Source organism: Amycolatopsis coloradensis, assembly GCF_037997115.1.
Lineage (GTDB): Bacteria > Actinomycetota > Actinomycetes > Mycobacteriales > Pseudonocardiaceae > Amycolatopsis > Amycolatopsis coloradensis_A.
Window position 1 is genome coordinate 1,547,927 of record NZ_CP150484.1, and the last position, 17,991, is coordinate 1,565,917.

The following is a 17,991-nucleotide window of genomic DNA, read 5'->3' on the forward strand; positions in this document are numbered from 1 at the left end:
AAACATCAGTGACACCCGAGTGACACCCACCGAAAGGAACCGCCGTGTTCGTCACCGTCACCGCCCGGCCGCACGACACCGAAGGACTCCCGCGATGGACGCCACGATCACACCTCTGCCCGTTCCTGCCCGGCACCTCTACCCGATCCCGGAAGCGATGCGGCTGCTCTCCCTCAGCCGTTCCGTGATCTACGAACTCATCCGCGCGGGCCGCCTCCGATCCGTCAAGGAAGGCCGGGCACGCCGCATCCCAGCAACCGCAATCACGGCATATCTCGAACTGCTCACCAGGGAATCGGAAGGGGGCCACTATGGCCAAACGGCGTAGCCGCGGCGACGGCGGACTGTATTGGGACGAGTCGCGGCAGCGGTGGACAGCGGAGGCGACCGTCGGCTACACCGCGGCCGGAAAGCGGATTGTGCGCAGGGGACGCGGGAAGACCAAGACCGAAGCGAAGGACAAGCTCAAGGAGATTCTCCGCTCCATCGAAGACGGCGTTCCGATGGACGACAGGAACTACACCGTAGAGCAGGCCGTGCGCGACTGGCTCACGTACGGACTCCCCGGGCGCAGCAAGAACACGATCGACAAGCTGACCACTCTGGCGGAAACGCACGTGATCCCCTCGATCGGTGCTCGCAAACTGCGGGAGATGACCGCCGACGACGGGGACAAGTGGCTGGCGGAAAAGGCGCAAACTCTCGCGACCCGCACCCTCCGGGAAGTCCGCTCGATCCCGATTCGCGCTATCACCCGCGCTCAGGCTCGCGAGAAGGTCAAGCGGAACGTGATGCTGCTTTGCGAACTGCCGCAAGGACAGGCGGGTCGCCCGTCGAAGTCCTTGACCTTTGAGCAGGCGGAGGCGTTGCTCAAAGCCGCCGAACGTACACAGATGCGTGCCTACATCATCTTGTCTCTGCTGCTTGGTGGAAGGACGGAAGAACTTCGCCCACTCAAATGGACCCACACTGATCTTGTCGGGAAGATGGACGCCACTCCGGCGATTCCGCCGCACATCATGGTGTGGAGGTCGGTACGCGTCGGCGGGGACACCAAAACCCGCAAGTCCCGACGCTCGCTCGCGCTCCCTCAACGGTGCGTGGACGCGCTCAAGACTCAGCAGGCGAAGCAGGACTTCGCCCGACGGGTCGCCGGTGACCGTTGGCAGGAGAACGGTTTGGTGTTCGCGTCGGACGTCGGCACGGAGCTGGACGCGGCGAACGTTCGGCGAGCGTTTCGGAAGGTGGCGGCTAAGGCCGGTCTCGACCCGAAGGAGTGGACACCACGTGAGCTGCGCCACAGCTTCGCGTCGCTGCTGTCGGACAGTGGGATGCCGGTTGAGCAGATCTCGCGGCTCATGGGGCACAACGGCACCGCGGTTACGGAGCTGGTCTACCGTCACCAGATTCGGCCAGTGATCCAGGAGGGCGCGAAAGCCATGGACGAGATCTTTAAGGACGACTCGGCGGCATAGTCACTCACTTAGTCATCCAGGCAGCAAAAAGGCCGGTTTGCATACTTGCAAACCGGCCTTTGACCTGCGTGGGCCCACCAGGACTTGAACCTGGGACCTCTTCGTTATCAGCGAAGCGCTCTAACCGCCTGAGCTATGGGCCCGAACGAGGAGAAGATTACAGGACGCCTTTCGGCGCCCTGCAACCGGGTCACTCTCGTTCGGAAAGGGTCACTTCCAGGCCTCCGGCGAGGTCGGCGGAGACGTTGTAGATGAAGGCGCTGACGGTGGCCAGCGCCGAGATCAGCACGATGTTGATGGCGCCGAGGATGGCCGCGATCCCGAAGACACGGCCGGCACTGATCAACGGGTCGGCCGGCGCGTCGGCCCCTTCGCCGCCGACGAGCGACGAGTAGGTCCCGTTGAGTTTGTCCCAGACGCCCATGCCGTCGAGGACGGTGTACAGGACGCCGACGGCGACGAGCCACACGAAGAACAGCGCGACGCCGAGGACTAGGGACAGTTTCAGCACCGACCAGGGGTCGAAGCGTTTGATCTGCAGGCTGGCGCGACGCGGTCCGCGGCCGGGGCGGCGGAGAGCGGTGGGCGCGGCACGGGTGCGGGAGGCCGACGGGATGGCGGAGGGGGCGGGGTCGCCCTCTCCGCTGTCGCCGAAAAGCCTCTTCGCGGCAGTGCCGCTGACACCGTGATAGTCGGTCACGGTCGTCGCGTCCCGCTTCGGGTCCGAGTGGGCCACGTCTTCGGTGGCGACCGAAGACACCGAGACCGTCTGCTCGCTGGAGCCTTCGGGCTCCCCGGCGCCGCTGTCGCGCTGCCAGGGCGGGCTCGACGAACCCGCCTGCGCGCCGCCTGCTTCGGGCTTCTCGGATGGTGTCACGAGGTGTCAGTCCTTACCCAGTACGTGGGGCGTCGTCTACTCCTGCTCCGACGCCGGGGTTTCTTCTCCTTCAGTACTACCTGCAGTGGCGACGTCTGAGGGCTCGTCCGCGTTGCGTGCGACCGCGAGAAGAGTTGTTCCTTCGTCGAGATTCATCAGCCGCACTCCCTTCGTCTGCCTGCCTGCCTTGCGCACCTGTCCGGCCGAAGTCCGGATCACCCCGCCGCTGGAGGTGATCGCGTACAGCTCGTCTTCGGCGTCGACGATGACCGCGCCCACCAGCCTGCCACGTTTCTGGTCGTACTGAATGGTGAGCACGCCCTTGCCGCCGCGACCCTGCACCGGGTAGTCGTCGGTCGGCGTGCGCTTGGCGTAGCCGCCGGCGGTGGCGACGAGGAGGAACCGGTCCGGCTGGACGACGTTGATGCCGAGCAGTTCGTCGCCGTCGTTGAACCGCATGCCCAGCACACCGGACGTCGCGCGGCCCATGGGGCGCAGGGCTTCGTCGGTGGCGTGGAAGCGGATCGACTGGCCTTCCGCGGACACGAGGAGCAGGTCGTCCTCGGCGGCCGCGAGGACCGCGCCGACCAGTTCGTCGCCTTCGCGCAGGTTGACGGCGATGAGGCCGCCGGCGCGGTTGGAGTCGAAGTCGGTGAGCTTGGTCTTCTTCACCAGGCCGCGGCGGGTCGCGAGCACGAGGTATGGGGCGACCTCGTAGTTCGGGATCTCGATGACCTGGGCGATCTGCTCGTCGGGCTGGAACGCGAGCAGGTTCGCGACGTGCTGGCCGCGCGCGTTGCGGTTGGCTTCGGGCAGGTCGTAGGCCTTGGCCCGGTACACGCGGCCCTTGTTCGTGAAGAACAGGATCCAGTCGTGCGTCGAGCAGACAAAGAAGTGCTGGACGATGTCGTCCTGTTTGAGGGTCGCGCCCTGGACGCCCTTGCCACCGCGTTTCTGCGAGCGGTACAGATCGGTTTTCGTCCGCTTGGCGTAACCCGTGCGGGTGATCGTGACGACGACGTCCTCGACCGCGATGAGGTCTTCGACCGAGACCTCGCCGTCGAACGGGATGATCTTGGTGCGCCGGTCGTCGCCGTACTTGTCGACGATCTCCTGCAGTTCCTCGGCGATGATCGCGCGCTGCCGCTCGGGCTTCTCGAGGATGTCCTTGAGGTCGGCGATCTCGAGTTCGATCTCGGCGAGGGTGTCGATGATCCGCTGCCGCTCCAGTGCCGCGAGACGGCGGAGCTGCATGTCGAGGATCGCGGTCGCCTGGATCTCGTCGACGTCCAGCAGGCTCATCAGGGCGGGCCGGGCCTCTTCGGCCGAGGGCGAGCGCCGGATGAGGGCGATGACCTCGTCGAGCATGTCCAGCGCCTTGACCAGACCGCGCAGGATGTGGGCGCGTTCCTCGGCCTTGCGCAACCGGAAACGGGTCCGGCGGACGATGACGTCGATCTGGTGCTTCACGTAGTGCCGGATCATCTGGTCGAGACGCAGCGTGCGGGGCACGCCGTCGACCAGGGCCAGCATGTTGACACCGAAGTTCTGCTGCAGCTGGGTGTGCTTGTACAGGTTGTTCAGCACGACCTTCGCGACCGCGTCACGTTTGATCGTGACGACGATCCGCATCCCGCTGCGGCTGTTGGACTCGTCGGCGATGTCGGAGATGCCGGTGAGCTTGCCGTCGCGGACCAGGTTCGCGATGTTCTCGACCAGGTTGTCCGGGTTCACCTGGTACGGCAGCTCGGACACGACCAGGATCGTGCGGCCCTTGGCGTCCTCTTCGACCTCGACGACCGCGCGCATGCGCACGGAGCCGCGGCCGGTGCGGTACGCGTCCTCGATCCCGGAGTTGCCGAGGATCATCGCCTTGGTCGGGAAGTCCGGGCCCTTGATCCGGACCAGCAGCGCGGCGAGCAGCTCGTCGTCGCTGGCCTCGAAGTTCTCCAACGCCCATTTGACGCCGTCGGCGACCTCGCGCAGGTTGTGCGGCGGGATGTTCGTCGCCATCCCGACCGCGATCCCGGAACCACCGTTGACCAGCAGGTTCGGGAACCGCGACGGGAGGACGTCGGGCTCCTGGGTGCGGCCGTCGTAGTTGTCGGAGAAGTCGACGGTTTCTTCTTCGATGTCCTGCAGCATGTGCATCGCGAGATGCGCCAGCCGGGACTCGGTGTACCGCATGGCGGCGGCGGGGTCGTTGCCCGACGAACCGAAGTTGCCCTGACCGTCGATCAGCGGGTACCGCAGCGACCACGGCTGTGCGAGCCGCACCAGCGCGTCGTAGATCGCGGAGTCACCGTGCGGGTGGTAGTTGCCCATCACGTCGCCGACGACGCGGGAGCACTTGTTGTACCCGCGGTCGGGGCGGAAGCCGGAGTCGAACATCGAGTACAGCACGCGGCGGTGCACCGGCTTGAGGCCGTCCCGCACGTCCGGCAGCGCCCGCGACACGATGACGCTCATCGCGTAGTCGATGTAGGAGCGCTGCATCTCCTGCTGGATGTCGACCGGTTCGATCCGGTCGTGGTCCGGAGCCGGCGGCAAGGTTTCCGTCATGAGGTCCTTCTCGTGGGAGCAGTCCTAAGGGGACAAAAGAGCGGGACGTCGCTAGACGTCGAGGAACCGCACGTCCTTGGCGTTACGCGTGATGAAGGAACGGCGCGCTTCGACGTCCTCGCCCATCAGGACGGAGAACAGGTCGTCGGCCTGCGCGGCGTCGTCCAGGGTGACCTGGCCGAGCAGCCGGTTCGCCGGGTCCATCGTGGTCTCCCACAGCTCTTCGGCGTTCATCTCGCCGAGACCCTTGTAGCGCTGGATCGCGTCGTCCTTCGGCAGCTTCCGGCCTGCCTCGACACCCGCCTGGATGACGGCGTCGCGTTCCCGGTCGGAGTAGGCGTACTCCGGCTCCTGCCGCGGCCACTTGATCTTGTACAGCGGCGGGCGCGAGAGGAACACGTGCCCGTGCTCGATCAGCGGGGGCATGAACCGGAACAGGAAGGTGAGCAGCAGCGTGGTGATGTGCTGGCCGTCCACGTCGGCGTCGGCCATCAGCACGATCTTGTGGTAGCGCAGCTTCTCGATGTCGAACTCTTCGTGGATACCGGTGCCGAGCGCGGTGATCAGCGACTGGACCTCGGTGTTCTTGAGGACGCGGTCGATCCGGGCCTTCTCGACGTTGATGATCTTGCCTCGGATCGGCAGGATCGCCTGGTACATCGAGTCGCGGCCTTCCTTGGCCGAACCGCCCGCCGAGTCACCCTCGACGATGTAGAGCTCGCATTCCGACGGGTTGGTCGAGCGGCAGTCCTTGAGCTTGCCGGGCAGCCCGCCGATCTCCAGCGCGCCCTTGCGGCGGACCAGGTCACGCGCCTTGCGGGCGGCCATCCGCGCCTGCGCCGAGGAGATCGACTTGTTGATGATCGTCTTCGCCTCGGTGGGGTTGCGCTCGAACCAGTCGGCCAGCCATTCGTTCGAGGTCTGCTGCACGAACGTCTTGGCCTCGCTGTTGCCCAGCTTGGTCTTGGTCTGGCCTTCGAACTGCGGCTCGGAGAGCTTGATCGAGACGATCGCGGCGAGCCCCTCGCGCACGTCGTCACCGGAGAGGTTGGCGTCCTTCTCCTTGAGCAGCTTCTTCTCGCGCGCGTACGCGTTGACGACGCGGGTGAGCGCGGCGCGGAAGCCCTCTTCGTGCGTGCCGCCCTCGTGCGTGTTGATCGTGTTGGCGAAGGTGTACACCGACGGCGTGAAGCCGTTGTTCCACTGCATGGCGACCTCGACCTCGAGGCCGGTGCCCTTGGCCTCGAAGGAGATCACGGACGCGTGGATCGGGTCCTTGCTGCCGTTGATGTGCTTGACGAAGTCTTCGAGACCGCCCGGGTAGCAGTAGGTCTTCTCCTTGACCCGCGCCGCCTGGCCGGAAGCGTCCGCCTCGGTCTCTTCGTCGGCGACGCGCTCGTCGCGCAGCGAAAGGGTCAGGCCCTTGTTGAGGAAGGCCATCTCCTGAAGACGCCGGGAGATCGTCTCGAAGTTGTACGTCGTGGTTTCGAAGATGTCGCCGTCGGCCCAGAAGGTGATCGTGGTGCCGGTGTCCTCGGCGGGGCCGAGATCCTCCAGCTCACCGGGGATCTGGTCGGTGTACACCTGCCGCCAGCTGTGCCCGCCGCGTTTGACTTCGGCGATCAGCTTGGTCGAGAGCGCGTTCACCACGGAGACGCCGACGCCGTGCAGACCACCGGAGACCGCGTAGGAGTCGCTGTCGAACTTGCCGCCCGCGTGGAGCACGGTGAGCACGACCTCCAGGGTCGGCTTCTGCTCCTTGGGGTGCATGTCGACCGGGATGCCGCGGCCGTCGTCCACGACGCGCACCCCGCCGTCGGCCAGCAGGGTAACCTCGACCTTGGTCGCGTAACCGGCCATCGCCTCGTCGACGGAGTTGTCGACCACCTCCTGGACGAGGTGGTGGAGGCCGCGTTCACCGGTGGAACCGATGTACATACCGGGACGCTTGCGGACGGCTTCGAGGCCTTCGAGCACCGTGATCGACGACGCGTTGTACTCGCTCTTGTTCTCGGTCACAGGCGTTGATTCTCCTCGTCTCGCCCGAGCGGACGCTCGCTCGTCTCCAGTGTACTTGGCCGCGTTCGCAGACATGCGGCAAGGACACCCCTGATTTGCTCACAGGCGCGCTAATTCGTTCAAAGAAGAGTCTTGACGTTCACGAAGCGCTCTGGGCGCGTTCTCGGGGCGCTGGTGGCACAGTCCCGGCGAAGCGCAACTCGGATCAGCCGTACGTGTCACGCGGGCCGCGTCCCGGCACGTGCCGGGGCCCTTTCCGCCAGCTCGGCGCCGTCGGCCCCTGGATCCGCATCTTCTTCACCACGCCGTGCCCGACGCCCTTCGCGATCTTCGCCAGCAGCTGCCCCTGAAGCAGGCGAAGCTGCGTCGCCCACGCTGTCGAGCTCGCGCGGACGGTCAGCTCGCCGTCCTTCAGCGCCACCGGCTGGGCGTGTTCGGCGACCTCTTCGCCCACAAGCCGTGCCCAGCTGCCGAAGACCTGACCGTTGGCCAGCCGCGTGTTCCAGCCGCGGTCGACCGCGATCCGGGAGGCGAGCCTGCCGAGCGGTTGCGGGTCGCGGGCGTCGGCACCCGGCCCTGACCAGCGACGACGTCGCGGGCTTTGGCCCGCCGAACCCGCTCCCCCTCCGGTGATACGGCCGCGGCGCACGCCCGGTTCAACGCCGCGGGCCTTCGCTTTGGCCTTCGCGGCGTCCAGAGCGGCGCGCGCGAGGTCGCGACCGGTAGCCGGTTCCTTGCTTTCAGTATCGGTTGCGCCGTTCGATACCGCGGTCGGTTCACGCTGCGTGTCGAACAAAGCTCCCTCACCCGGGGTACCGCCCGGGCGGGGGGCGTCAAGCCGCTTATCAGGCCCCTTGGTCACGCGGGGCGATAACGCGTTCACGGTGTTATCCACACTGTCCACAGGTTTGTCCCCAGATCGGTGGGCAACTGCTGTGGCGCCGATCACCCGGGGTGTCCGCTTCACGGGATCACCCCCGGTTGATCTCACCATCCGCCACGAGGAATCGATGTCCGGCCAGTTCGGCGGGCACGTCCTCGTCCACGGCGGCGGTCACCAGCACCTGCTCGGCGCCTGCCGCCACCTCCGCCAGCCGGGCCCGGCGACGCCGGTCCAGCTCGGCGAACACATCATCCAGCAGAAGCACCGGTTCCCCGGCCTCGCCACGCAGGAGCTCGTAGCTTCCCAGACGCAACGCGAGGGCGAACGACCAGGACTCCCCATGGCTCGCGTAGCCCTTCGCCGGCGCTTCGCCGAGGATGAGATCGAGCTCGTCCCGGTGCGGGCCGACCATGCTCACCCCGCGCTCCAGCTCCAGGTTCCGCGACCGTTTCAGCGCCTCGACCAGTACTTCCTTCAATACCGCCTGGTCGGCGCGAGGGCCGTCGGGAGTGCCGTAGCCCTCTGGCATCGCTTCGCCCAGGCTCGATTTGTACGCGATCTTCGCCGGTCTCGAGTCGGGCGCGACCCCCATGTACGCGGAGGCAGCGTACGGCGCGAGGTCGGCGATCAGGTTGAGCCGGGCCGCCAGCAACGCGGCCCCAGCCACCGACAAGTGGTCGTCCCAGACGTCGAGCGTCGACAACGCGTACGGGTCTTCGCGTCCCGTACGCCGTTTGCCCGCCGTCTTGAGCAGGGCGTTCCGCTGCTTCAGCACCTTCTCGTAGTCGGCGCGGACCCCGGCGTACCGGGGCGCGCGCAGCACGAGGAGCTCGTCCATGAAGCGGCGGCGCTCCCCGGGATCCCCACGCACGAGCGCCAGGTCCTCCGGGGAGAACAGCACCGTGCGCAGGATCCCGAGTACGTCGCGGGGCTTGCCGACCGCGCCGCGGTTGACCCGCGCGCGGTTCGCCTTGCCGGGCGTGATCTCCAGCTCGACCGTCAGCTCGCGGTCCTCGTTGACCACCGCGACCCTGATCAGCGCGCGTTCGCACCCGTGCCGCACCAGCGGCGCGTCGGTCGCGACGCGGTGCGAGCCCAGGGTCGCGATGTAGCCGATCGCCTCGAGGAGGTTCGTCTTGCCGCGGCCGTTCTGTCCGACGAGGACGGTCGGGCCGGGTTCGAGCGCGAGATCGGCTTGTGGCCAGGACCGGAAGTCGGTGACCTGCAGATGTCTTAAGTACAACCCTCTTGCCTAGTCGCCGGCCTTCTTGACCGAGTGCCCGCCGAACTGGTTGCGCAGCGCGGCGACGGCCCGCATGGCGGCGGAGTCCTCCTGGCGCGAAGCGAACCGCGCGAACAGCGCGGCCGAGATGACCGGCGCCGGGACCGCGTTGTTGATCGCCTCTTCGAGGGTCCACCGGCCTTCGCCGGAATCCTCGACGTAGCCCTCGAGGTCGTCCAGCTCCGGGTCCTCGTCGAGCGCGCGGACGAGCAGGTCGAGCAGCCACGAGCGGACGACGGTCCCCCGCTGCCAGCCCTTGATCACCGCGGGCACGTTCTCGACGACCTTCGCGGCTTCGAGCAGCTCGAAGCCTTCGGCGAAGGCCTGCATCATGCCGTACTCGATGCCGTTGTGGATCATCTTCGCGTAGTGACCGGAGCCGACGGCGCCGGCGTGCGAGAAGCCCTCGTCACGCGGGCCTTCGGGGCGAAGCGCATCGAAGATCGGCATGGCCTTCTCGACGTCCGAAGCCGCGCCACCGACCATCAGGCCGTAGCCGTTGTCCTTGCCCCACACGCCACCGGAAACCCCGCAGTCGAGGTAGCCGATCTTCTTCGCGGCGAGCAGGTCCGCGTTGATCCTGTCGTCGGTGTACTTCGAGTTGCCGCCGTCGATCACGAGGTCGCCCTCGGACAGCAGGTTGCCGAGCTCCGCGACGGTCTGCCGGGTGGGTTCACCGGCGGGCACCATGATCCAGACGATCCGGGGACCGTCCAGTTTGGACACCATGTCCTCGAGTGAGGTGGAGTCGGTGACGTCGGGGTTGCGGTCGTAGCCGACCACCTCGTGACCGGCCGCGCGCAGCCGCTCACGCATGTTGAACCCCATTTTGCCGAGGCCGATGAGTCCCAGCTGAGCCATGAAGATCCCCTTTGGTGCGAACAGAAATGGCTGCCGGTCAGCCCGGGAGGCGAACCGGCATCAGGAGGTACAGGTAGCCGGGGACGACGTTGCCCTCCTCGTCGGCGGGCTTGATCAGCGCCGGCCGGTTCGGGGTGGTGAACGTCAGTTCCGCCCGGTTCGCGTTCAGCGCGCCGAGCCCGTCGACGAGGTAACCCGGGTTGAACGCGATGGTCACCGGCTCGCCCTCGTAGTCGACCTGAAGCTCTTCTTCGGCCGAACCCTCGTCGTCGCCGCCGGCGGACAGGCGCAGCGAACCGTCGTTGAACTCCAGCCGCACCTGGGTGCCACGCTCGGCGACGAGCGAAACACGCTTGATGGACTCGGCGAGCGCGGAGACCTCGATGACCGCGCGCGACGTGTGCTGTGCCGGCAGCAGCTGCCGGTACGGCGGGAACTCCGCGTCGAGGAGCCGGGTCGTGGTGTAGCGGCCGGAACCGGAGAGACCGAGGAGGCCTTCGCCGCTGGCGAGCGCGAGCCGGATCTTGGCTCCGCTGGCACCGAGCGTCTTCGCGGCCTCGGCGAGCGTGCGGGCCGGGACGAGCACCGCGGCGTCGGACAGGCCCTCGGCCGGTTCCCAGGTGAACTCGCGCATCGCGAGGCGGAAGCGGTCGGTGGCGACCAGGGTCAGCGAGGAGCCGGAGATCTCCAGCCGCATGCCGGTCAGCATCGGGAGGGTGTCGTCCTTGCCCGCCGCGACGACGACCTGGGTGACGGCCTGGCCGAACGCGTCACCGGTGAGTTCACCGGCGAAGGCGGGCTGAGACGGAAGCTGCGGGTAGTCCTCGACCGGCATGGTCGGCAGGGAGAAGCGCGCGGAGCCGCAGGTGATGGTCGCGCGGGCGCCGTCGACGGAGATCTCGACCGGCTGCGCGGGCAGCGACTTCGTGATGTCGGCCAGCAGGCGGCCGGAGACCAGCAGACGGCCGCCGTCGGCGATGGTGGCCGGGACGCCGACCGTGGCGGAGACCTCGTAGTCGAATCCGGAGACGGTGAGGGCGTCACTCGTCCCGTCGGATCCCGCATCGAGCAGGACGCCGCCCAGCACCGGGACCGGAGGCCGCGACGGGAGGCTTCTCGCCACCCACGCGACGGCGTCGGCCAGCCCGTCACGCTCGACGCGGATCTTCATGCGCGCTTCCTTTCGACAGCCGAGCCCCTGACGGCTCGAAAGCTCAACGGGTCACCTCGGCCGGAGAGCGCGATGGCCAGGTGCCTCGCAGGTGTTGTTCGGTCCGAGCGAGGACGCGAACGCACGTCGACACGCAGACCAGGTGCAGGGACCCACGTTAGGCCGTCCCCGGGGTCCGCGTCACCTCGGCCTCCCCTTGCTTTTGTCGACAAGGCGACACAGCTCACCGGCTGTCCCCAGATTCGTCCTTCGCCTGTTTTTGTTTTGTTCTCTTCTAGAGAAGAAGAAAAGACAGCAGTAGTAATAGGCGTTGTGGATTGTGTGGACAAGCCTCGTTCGCGCAGGTCCGGGCACCTCCCAGGCTGTGGACTCCGGGTGTGTACGGACGGTGGACAGCTCGGGCCGTCGGTGGATGGATTCGGGCGGCGCTCGATCTGTCCACAGTCATCCACAGTTGTCCCCATGGTTATCCCCAGTTGTGGGGCGGTTTGTACCCAGGGTTGTGGGCGGCGTTCGTGACCGGAATCGCTCGGGAGAGTGATCTGTGCAGCCTGCGTCACCCTTGTGCACAAGATGTGGGCAACCTGGGGACAGGGTGTGGATCTTGGTGTGGAAATGCTGTGGATGGCCTGTGAGTGCGATGTGGACGGAAACCCGATCACCGCAGCTCTCGGACCCACCGAAGTTGTGCACAAGCTACCCACAGCATGTGGATTTCCTTTGTACACAAGGAAAACGCGAAGCCCCCTCACACGACCTTCGTCTCCTTCGCCCCTTCTCTCACGTACCCCGCCCTACGCGCCTCTACACACGCTTCGGGCCTATGTAGACACAAAGAAGGGGCTCCCACCCACCGGTGAGAGCCCCTGAAACCCTTGTCGGCCAAGGGATCGATACTCGAATGCCCCAACGGTCTCCCCAAGGGCGCCCCCGCGCCCGACGGAGACTTCACCGTCGAGCGCCCTCTTTCGGGCCGAAGGCCCACGAAAACGCGATGAAGGGGCGCCTTCCCGCCCACCTCGAGGTGGAAGCGGAACGACGCCCCTTCGGCACGTTTACGTCAGCGCGAGATTAAAAACTACTGCCTAGCGCGCTGCTTGATCCGTGAGGTCAGTTCCTGCACCTGGTCGTAGATGCGCCGTCGTTCGGCCATCTCCTTGCGGATCTTCTTGTCCGCGTGCATGACGGTCGTGTGGTCGCGGCCGCCGAAGGTCTGCCCGATCTTCGGCAGCGACATGTCGGTCAGTTCGCGGCAGAGGTACATCGCGATCTGCCGTGCGGTCGCGAGCGCCTTCGTCTTGCCGGGGCCGCAGAGGTCGTCGAGCGTCACGTCGAAGAACTCGGACGTGACGCCCATGATGGTCGGCGCGGTGATCTCCGGTGCGTGCGAATCCGGGATGAGGTCCCGGAGCACGATTTCGGCGAGCGCCACGTCGACGGGCTGCTGGTTCAGCGACGCGAAGGCGGTGACGCGGATGAGCGCGCCTTCGAGTTCCCGGATGTTCGCCTCGACGCGCGAAGCGATGAACTCCAGGACCTCGCCGGGAACCGCGAGCCTGTCCTGGGCTGCCTTCTTGCGAAGGATCGCGATCCGCGTTTCGAGTTCCGGCGGCTGAATATCGGTGATGAGGCCCCACTCGAACCGTGTGCGCAGCCGGTCTTCCAGCGTTTCGAGGCGCTTCGGCGGGCGGTCGGAGGAGACGACGATCTGCTTGTTCGCGTTGTGGAGGGTGTTGAAGGTGTGGAAGAACTCTTCCTGCGTACCTTCTTTGCCTTCCAGGAACTGGATGTCGTCGACGAGCAGGATGTCGATGTCGCGGTAACGGCGCTGGAAGGCGACCTTGCGGTCGTCGCGCAGCGAGTTGATGAAGTCGTTGGTGAACTCTTCGGTCGACACGTACCGCACGCGCATGCCGGGGAACAGCCGCTGGGCGTAGTGCCCGACCGCGTGCAGCAGGTGGGTCTTCCCGAGGCCGGACTCTCCCCAGATGAACAACGGGTTGTACGCGCGCGCCGGTGCTTCGGCGACGGCGACCGCGGCCGCGTGCGCGAAGCGGTTCGACGCGCCGATGACGAACGTGTCGAACGTGTACTTCTCGTTGAGCTTCGTCTTCGACGTCTGCGGCTGCGCCGGCGCGGTGTAGGGCTGACCCGCGATCGGCTGACCGGAGAACGTCGGCCAGATCTCGGTCACGGCGGCGAGGGCCTCGCCCTCTTCGTCGACTTCTTCATCGCTGTCATCGCCATCGTTGAGGCTGTTGTCCACCGGCTGCTGCCTCGGCGGCCTCGGCTTCGGAGGCTCGGGCCGGGGCCTGGTCGGGGACAGCATGCCGTCGCCTTCGGGCAGCGGAGGAGTACCCGGCACCGGTCCGGAACCGTTTTCCACCCGGCTGGGTGACGTCGGTTCGTAGCGGGGGCCGGGCGAGGGCGGAGGCGGAGGCATCGAGGGCTCGGTGCTGTCGACCTTCACCGCGAGCGAGACCGCGCGGCCGAGCCGGCGCGAAAGGGCTTCGGTGATGGCGCCGCGGAGAGCGCGCTCGATCGCTTCCTTGGCGAAGTCGCTGGGGGCGGCGAGAAGCGCGGTGCCGTCGAGCAGGCCGATCGGCCGGGTCACCCGCATCCAGGCGCGCTGCTGCGGGGAGAGGGTGCCATCCGACAGCTCTCGCACGACCTGTTCCCAGATGACGCCAAGATTGTGCTGGTGATCGGACACCTGCCTGACTCCCCTCCCCTCATCGGTGCGCTGCGGCGAGATCACTCAGCGGCCCGAAACGCCGGGTCGAGCGTCATCCTGGCCCGATCGACTCATGCGCACAGCAAATATCCACATAGTTGTCCACAGCTGTGCACTAATGTACGGCGGCCCGCGGTGACGTCACCTGCGGGCTCGACGTATGCCGACGGGACGCCTCCACATCCCCAAGGACACCCGGGCGCCTGCACCGTTCCACCTCGGCGAAAACCCGGGAGGGGCACGCTAACAAGCCCCGCTCGTTGCCACAAGGCATCCTCGCGCGCAAGCATTTCACGGTGTACGGCGTGTTGCCATTCGATGCCCGCGCGTCGTCGGTGATCACTCTCCACGTACCGTCGCGGTGCGTGGTCGAGGGGGTGCCTGCCGGGCTCGGGTGGTGGGTGCGTACCCTCGTAAGGTCTCCCGTATACAGCGGGGGCGTTTCGCGTGCCCACGTTGCCGTCGCTCGACGTGACGAGGCCACACGTTGGTAGGAGACACCAGAGACTGCCGTGCGTCAGCACGACACGCCAGGAACGGGTCGAACCGTTCCCGGCGGCCGAGAAACAGGAGAAGTTAGTCGTGAGCAAGGGTAAGCGCACCTTCCAGCCGAACAACCGCCGACGCGCCCGGGTCCACGGGTTCCGGCTGCGGATGCGGACCCGCGCCGGCCGGGCCATCCTGGCGGCTCGCCGTCGCAAGGGCCGCGGCGCGCTGTCCGCCTGATCCGGCCGCCGTCGAGGGACGTCGTGCTGCCGGCCGCCGCGAGGTTGCGGCGCAGTGAGGATTTCCGTGCCGTGATGCGGCGTGGGGCCAAGGCAGGCAGGCGCCGCCTCGTCGTCCATGCGTTGACCACGGACCCGCCCGATGCCGCCGAAGCGGCACGGGCGGGTTTTGTGGTGAGCAAGGCCGTCGGCAATTCGGTGGTCCGTCACCGGGTCACCCGCAGGTTGAGGCATCTCATTTCCGCCAGGCTCGGAACACTGCCGCCGGGGAGCTCGTTGGTGATACGGGCACTACCACCGGCCGCGGACGCGTCCAGCGCGGAACTCGGTTCGGACCTCGACGCGTCGTTGCGGCGTCTCGGGCTGTCCGGGAAGTCCCGCCAGACGCGACCACCCGACAACGGATCAGCGGTGTAACGGCATGCGAGCCACCGAGAACGAGACCACCGAAGACGCCCGGCCCGGCCCGGTGGCATGGGTGCTGCTCCTGCCCATCAAGCTGTACCGCAAGGCGATCTCCCCCTTCTTTCCTCCGGCGTGCCGGTTCTACCCGAGCTGTAGCGCGTACGCCGTCGAGGCACTGACCCGGCACGGCGCCGGCCGCGGTAGTTATCTCGCGGCCCGGCGTCTGCTGCGCTGTGGCCCGTGGACCATGCCCGGCCGCGACCCGGTACCCGAGACGTTCTCGTGGCGCCACCGCCGACCTGAAACACCGATCGAGGAGTAGCTCAGTGCTCGACTTCATCTACTACCCCGTGTCCTTCATCTTGTGGTGTTGGCACAAGGTCTTCGGGCTCGTGTTCGGTGAGGCGAACGCGATCTCCTGGGTCCTCGCGATCGTCTTCCTGACGGTCACCGTTCGCGGCATCATGTTCAAGCCGTTCGTGAACCAGGTCCGGTCGATGAAGAAGATGCAGGACTTCGCGCCGGAAATGAAGAAGATCCAGAAGAAGTACTCCAACGACCGGCAGCGCCAGGCGATGGAGATGCAGAAGCTTCAGAAGGAGCACGGCGTCAACCCGCTGGGCAGCTGCCTGCCGATGCTGCTTCAGATCCCGGTCTTCATCGGTCTCAACCACGTCCTGCGGATGTTCACCATCAACCCGTATGGCGGCCCGAAGACCGAGAACTACTTCTTCGACCAGGCTGGTGTCGAATCCTACGTTCACGCGAAGCTGTTCGGCGTCAACCTCGGCGACGCCATCTACACCGGCGTCGACATGGTCAGCGGAGGGAACGCGGCTCCCGGGTTCCACTGGGGCGTCGCCCCGGTCGCGATCCCGCTGATGATCGTCGCGAGTATCGCGACGCACCTCACCGCGCGGCACTCGGTCCAGCGCCAGAACCCCGAGTCGGCCACCCCGCAGACCGCGATGATGAACAAGCTGACGATGTACGTCTTCCCGATCGGTGTCCTCGTCTTCGGTGCGCTGTTCCCGATCGGTCTGCTCATCTACTGGCTCGCCAACAACGGCTGGACCCTGATGCAGCAGCGCCTCGTCTACACGAAGATCGACAAGGAAGAAGAGGCCCGCAAGGCGGCCGAGAAGGAGAAGCGCGCGAACCTCGGCCCGAAGCCGGGCCAGAAGCCGACCGCGCCTCGCCCCGGTCAGAAGCCGGTCCAGCAGAAGAGGAACAAGCAGTCCTCCGGCGGTCAGGTCAAGAAGGCGGGCTCGCCGCACGGCTTCGCCCAGACCGAATCCTCCACCGCGGAGAAGAAGGACGCCCAAGACGGAACGGCCGAGTCGTCGACGAACGGCTCGAAGGAGAACGGTGCGGACGTGCCCGGTCTCATCTCGGACTCGACTAAGAAATCGGGCCGGAAGCGTCGCTGACGCCGATCCGGGCCGGAGAGGAGACCAGTAATGGCGGAGACGATCGACACGATCGACGCCGAGGAGAACAGCGCGGGCGACGTTGAGGCCGCCGCTGAAGAGACCGCTCGCAAGGGAGGTGTCGACGACGACGTCCTCGTGAAGGAGGGCGACATCGCCGGCGACTACCTCGAGCGGCTGCTCGACCTTTTGGACTATGACGGCGACATCGACCTCGATGTCGAAGCGGGCCGCGCGATCGTCAGCATCGACGGCGGCGAAGACCTGGAGAAGCTCGTCGGCCCCCGCGGCACCGTCCTTGAGGCGCTGCAGGAGCTGACTCGACTGGCGGTGCAGCAGGAGACCGGTTCGCGGAGCCGCCTGATGCTGGACATCGCGGGCTGGCGTGCCGACCGTCGCGAGGAGCTCCGCGAGCTCGGCCGCTCGACCGCCGAGACGGTGGTCTCCTCCGGCGAGCGTGTCCGGCTGCAGCCGATGAGCCCGTTCGAGCGGAAGGTCGTGCACGACGCGGTCGCCGCCGTCGACGGGGTCAAGAGCGAGAGTGAAGGCGAGGACCCGAAGCGCCGGGTCGTCATCTTCCCCGCCTGACGGTTTCTCGAACGAAGCGGCCCGCCTGCGAGCGGACGTTGGTGGCGGTCATGCCGTAAACCGTGCCCTCGGCGNTCCGGTGGACCAAACGGTTCGAGTGGATCTCCGACGATCCGGCGGGCCGCTTCTTTGTTGTGGGGGTGAATTACACGCATGGCGTTTCACGTGAAACGGACGAGGCGAGTGGAGTTGTCCACAACTTCGGACTGCCTCCCCGCTTTACGGTCGGCGTCATGGACAATCAGTGGAGCGCGTTTCACGTGAAACGGCGTCGAGGGTTGAGGAGCGAGAGTGGGCTTGGACGGGGTCGCCGCATCGGTACGGAGTGCGGCATCGGAAGTATTCGGAGACCGCGTCGAGCAAGCCGTCGGCTACGTCGAACTCCTGGAGCGGCACGGCGTCGAGCGTGGGCTCATCGGGCCCCGGGAGGTCGACCGGCTATGGGAGCGTCACGTCCTCAACTCCGCCGTGATCGGTGAGCGGATTCCGGACGGCGCCCGCGTGGTCGACGTCGGCTCGGGGGCGGGGCTTCCGGGTGTACCGCTCGCGATCAGCCGGCCGGACCTCGATATCGTTCTGCTCGAACCGATGGCCCGCCGGGTCGACTGGCTGGCCGAGGTTGCCGAGAAGCTGGAACTCCCCATCACCGTTGTCCGCGGGCGCGCGGAGGAGCGGCAGGTACGTGAGGAGCTCGGTGGCGCGGATGTCGTCACCGCCCGGGCGGTCGCTCCGTTGGCCCGGCTCGCGAACTGGTGCCTCCCGCTCGTGCGTCCCCAAGGTGCTCTGGTCGCCCTCAAAGGAGCGAGCGCTGGAGAGGAAATCGAACGCGATCGCGCCGCCGTCCGGAAGGCCGGCGGCGGCGAACCGGAAGTCTTCGAGTGTGGCACCAAGGCGCTCGAGGTTCCGAGCACGGTCGTCGTGATCCACCGTCTGCCCCCGAAACCGTCGCGACAGCGCGGCAGGCGCAGCTAGACCGGTT

16 protein-coding genes and 1 tRNA gene are annotated in these 17,991 nt (G+C 66.8%); 8 read left to right on the forward strand and 9 right to left on the reverse strand.

Going from position 1 to position 17,991, the window contains the following annotated elements:
- Window positions 1-94: 94 nt before the first annotated feature.
- Together LCL61_RS07025 and LCL61_RS07030 are read left to right on the forward strand one after the other, a co-directional pair.
- Window positions 95-328, forward strand: a complete 234-nt coding sequence (locus tag LCL61_RS07025; protein WP_340686096.1) for a helix-turn-helix domain-containing protein — start codon at window positions 95-97, stop codon at window positions 326-328.
- On the forward strand, window positions 312-1,475 hold the full coding sequence (locus LCL61_RS07030; RefSeq protein ID WP_340686097.1) for a site-specific integrase: 1,164 nt from the start codon (window positions 312-314) through the stop codon (window positions 1,473-1,475). Before LCL61_RS07025 ends, LCL61_RS07030 begins: the two co-directional genes overlap by 17 nt.
- A gap of 69 nt (window positions 1,476-1,544) precedes the next feature.
- Here the strand turns inward: LCL61_RS07030 and LCL61_RS07035 are convergent.
- The 9 genes from LCL61_RS07035 to dnaA all read right to left on the reverse strand — a co-directional run bounded on the left by LCL61_RS07035 (window position 1,545) and on the right by dnaA (window position 13,843).
- A tRNA-Ile gene (locus LCL61_RS07035) sits at window positions 1,545-1,618 on the reverse strand.
- A 47-nt stretch (window positions 1,619-1,665) separates the two neighbouring features.
- On the reverse strand, window positions 1,666-2,352 hold the full coding sequence (locus LCL61_RS07040) for a DUF3566 domain-containing protein (protein ID WP_125679336.1): 687 nt from the start codon (window positions 2,350-2,352) through the stop codon (window positions 1,666-1,668).
- A gap of 36 nt (window positions 2,353-2,388) precedes the next feature.
- A complete protein-coding gene (gyrA, locus tag LCL61_RS07045) occupies window positions 2,389-4,914 on the reverse strand; it encodes a DNA gyrase subunit A (RefSeq protein ID WP_340686098.1) in 2,526 nt (841 codons plus the stop codon).
- 51 nt (window positions 4,915-4,965) lie between these two features.
- Window positions 4,966-6,933 (reverse strand): DNA topoisomerase (ATP-hydrolyzing) subunit B, encoded by a 1,968-nt coding sequence (gyrB, locus tag LCL61_RS07050; protein ID WP_340686099.1) that lies wholly within the window; start codon window positions 6,931-6,933, stop codon window positions 4,966-4,968.
- Window positions 6,934-7,138: 205 nt separating this feature from the next.
- Window positions 7,139-7,630 carry a DciA family protein gene (locus LCL61_RS07055; RefSeq protein ID WP_340688516.1) on the reverse strand — a complete coding sequence of 164 codons (492 nt, stop codon included), beginning with the start codon at window positions 7,628-7,630 and terminating at the stop codon, window positions 7,139-7,141.
- 274 nt (window positions 7,631-7,904) lie between these two features.
- Complete coding sequence (gene recF / locus LCL61_RS07060) at window positions 7,905-9,059, reverse strand: DNA replication/repair protein RecF (RefSeq protein WP_016330462.1); 1,155 nt, start codon at window positions 9,057-9,059, stop codon at window positions 7,905-7,907.
- A 9-nt stretch (window positions 9,060-9,068) separates the two neighbouring features.
- On the reverse strand, window positions 9,069-9,959 hold the full coding sequence (gene gnd / locus LCL61_RS07065) for a phosphogluconate dehydrogenase (NAD(+)-dependent, decarboxylating) (RefSeq protein WP_016330461.1): 891 nt from the start codon (window positions 9,957-9,959) through the stop codon (window positions 9,069-9,071).
- A 37-nt stretch (window positions 9,960-9,996) separates the two neighbouring features.
- The gene (dnaN, locus tag LCL61_RS07070) at window positions 9,997-11,130 is read right to left on the reverse strand and encodes a DNA polymerase III subunit beta (RefSeq protein ID WP_020632653.1); all 1,134 of its coding nucleotides are present in this window, start codon (window positions 11,128-11,130) and stop codon (window positions 9,997-9,999) included.
- 1,078 nt (window positions 11,131-12,208) lie between these two features.
- Window positions 12,209-13,843 carry a chromosomal replication initiator protein DnaA gene (gene dnaA / locus LCL61_RS07075; protein WP_125679342.1) on the reverse strand — a complete coding sequence of 545 codons (1,635 nt, stop codon included), beginning with the start codon at window positions 13,841-13,843 and terminating at the stop codon, window positions 12,209-12,211.
- A gap of 603 nt (window positions 13,844-14,446) precedes the next feature.
- Here dnaA and rpmH point away from each other — a divergent pair.
- The 6 genes from rpmH (at window position 14,447) to rsmG (ending at window position 17,984) form a co-directional block, all read left to right on the forward strand.
- A complete protein-coding gene (rpmH, locus tag LCL61_RS07080; protein WP_005154511.1) occupies window positions 14,447-14,590 on the forward strand; it encodes a 50S ribosomal protein L34 in 144 nt (47 codons plus the stop codon).
- A 23-nt stretch (window positions 14,591-14,613) separates the two neighbouring features.
- The gene (rnpA, locus tag LCL61_RS07085; RefSeq protein ID WP_340686100.1) at window positions 14,614-15,006 is read left to right on the forward strand and encodes a ribonuclease P protein component; all 393 of its coding nucleotides are present in this window, start codon (window positions 14,614-14,616) and stop codon (window positions 15,004-15,006) included.
- 4 nt (window positions 15,007-15,010) lie between these two features.
- On the forward strand, window positions 15,011-15,316 hold the full coding sequence (yidD, locus tag LCL61_RS07090) for a membrane protein insertion efficiency factor YidD (RefSeq protein WP_340686101.1): 306 nt from the start codon (window positions 15,011-15,013) through the stop codon (window positions 15,314-15,316).
- Window positions 15,317-15,320: 4 nt separating this feature from the next.
- Window positions 15,321-16,424, forward strand: coding sequence for a membrane protein insertase YidC (gene yidC, locus LCL61_RS07095; protein ID WP_340686102.1), 1,104 nt, complete (start codon window positions 15,321-15,323; stop codon window positions 16,422-16,424).
- A 30-nt stretch (window positions 16,425-16,454) separates the two neighbouring features.
- A complete protein-coding gene (locus LCL61_RS07100; RefSeq protein WP_340686103.1) occupies window positions 16,455-17,012 on the forward strand; it encodes a protein jag in 558 nt (185 codons plus the stop codon).
- A 291-nt stretch (window positions 17,013-17,303) separates the two neighbouring features.
- On the forward strand, window positions 17,304-17,984 hold the full coding sequence (gene rsmG, locus LCL61_RS07105) for a 16S rRNA (guanine(527)-N(7))-methyltransferase RsmG (RefSeq protein ID WP_340686104.1): 681 nt from the start codon (window positions 17,304-17,306) through the stop codon (window positions 17,982-17,984).
- The last annotated feature ends 7 nt before the right edge of the window (window positions 17,985-17,991 follow it).

Bases quoted from the DNA above. Each gene is read 5' to 3' on its own strand.
- LCL61_RS07100 (WP_340686103.1), top strand. From the start codon at position 16,455: ATGGCGGAGACGATCGACACGATCGACGCCGAGGAGAACAGCGCGGGC.
- gnd (WP_016330461.1), bottom strand. From the start codon at position 9,959: ATGGCTCAGCTGGGACTCATCGGCCTCGGCAAAATGGGGTTCAACATG.
- dnaN (WP_020632653.1), bottom strand. From the start codon at position 11,130: ATGAAGATCCGCGTCGAGCGTGACGGGCTGGCCGACGCCGTCGCGTGG.
- yidD (WP_340686101.1), top strand. From the start codon at position 15,011: ATGCGAGCCACCGAGAACGAGACCACCGAAGACGCCCGGCCCGGCCCG.
- LCL61_RS07030 (WP_340686097.1), top strand. From the start codon at position 312: ATGGCCAAACGGCGTAGCCGCGGCGACGGCGGACTGTATTGGGACGAG.
- gyrA (WP_340686098.1), bottom strand. From the start codon at position 4,914: ATGACGGAAACCTTGCCGCCGGCTCCGGACCACGACCGGATCGAACCG.
- LCL61_RS07025 (WP_340686096.1), top strand. From the start codon at position 95: ATGGACGCCACGATCACACCTCTGCCCGTTCCTGCCCGGCACCTCTAC.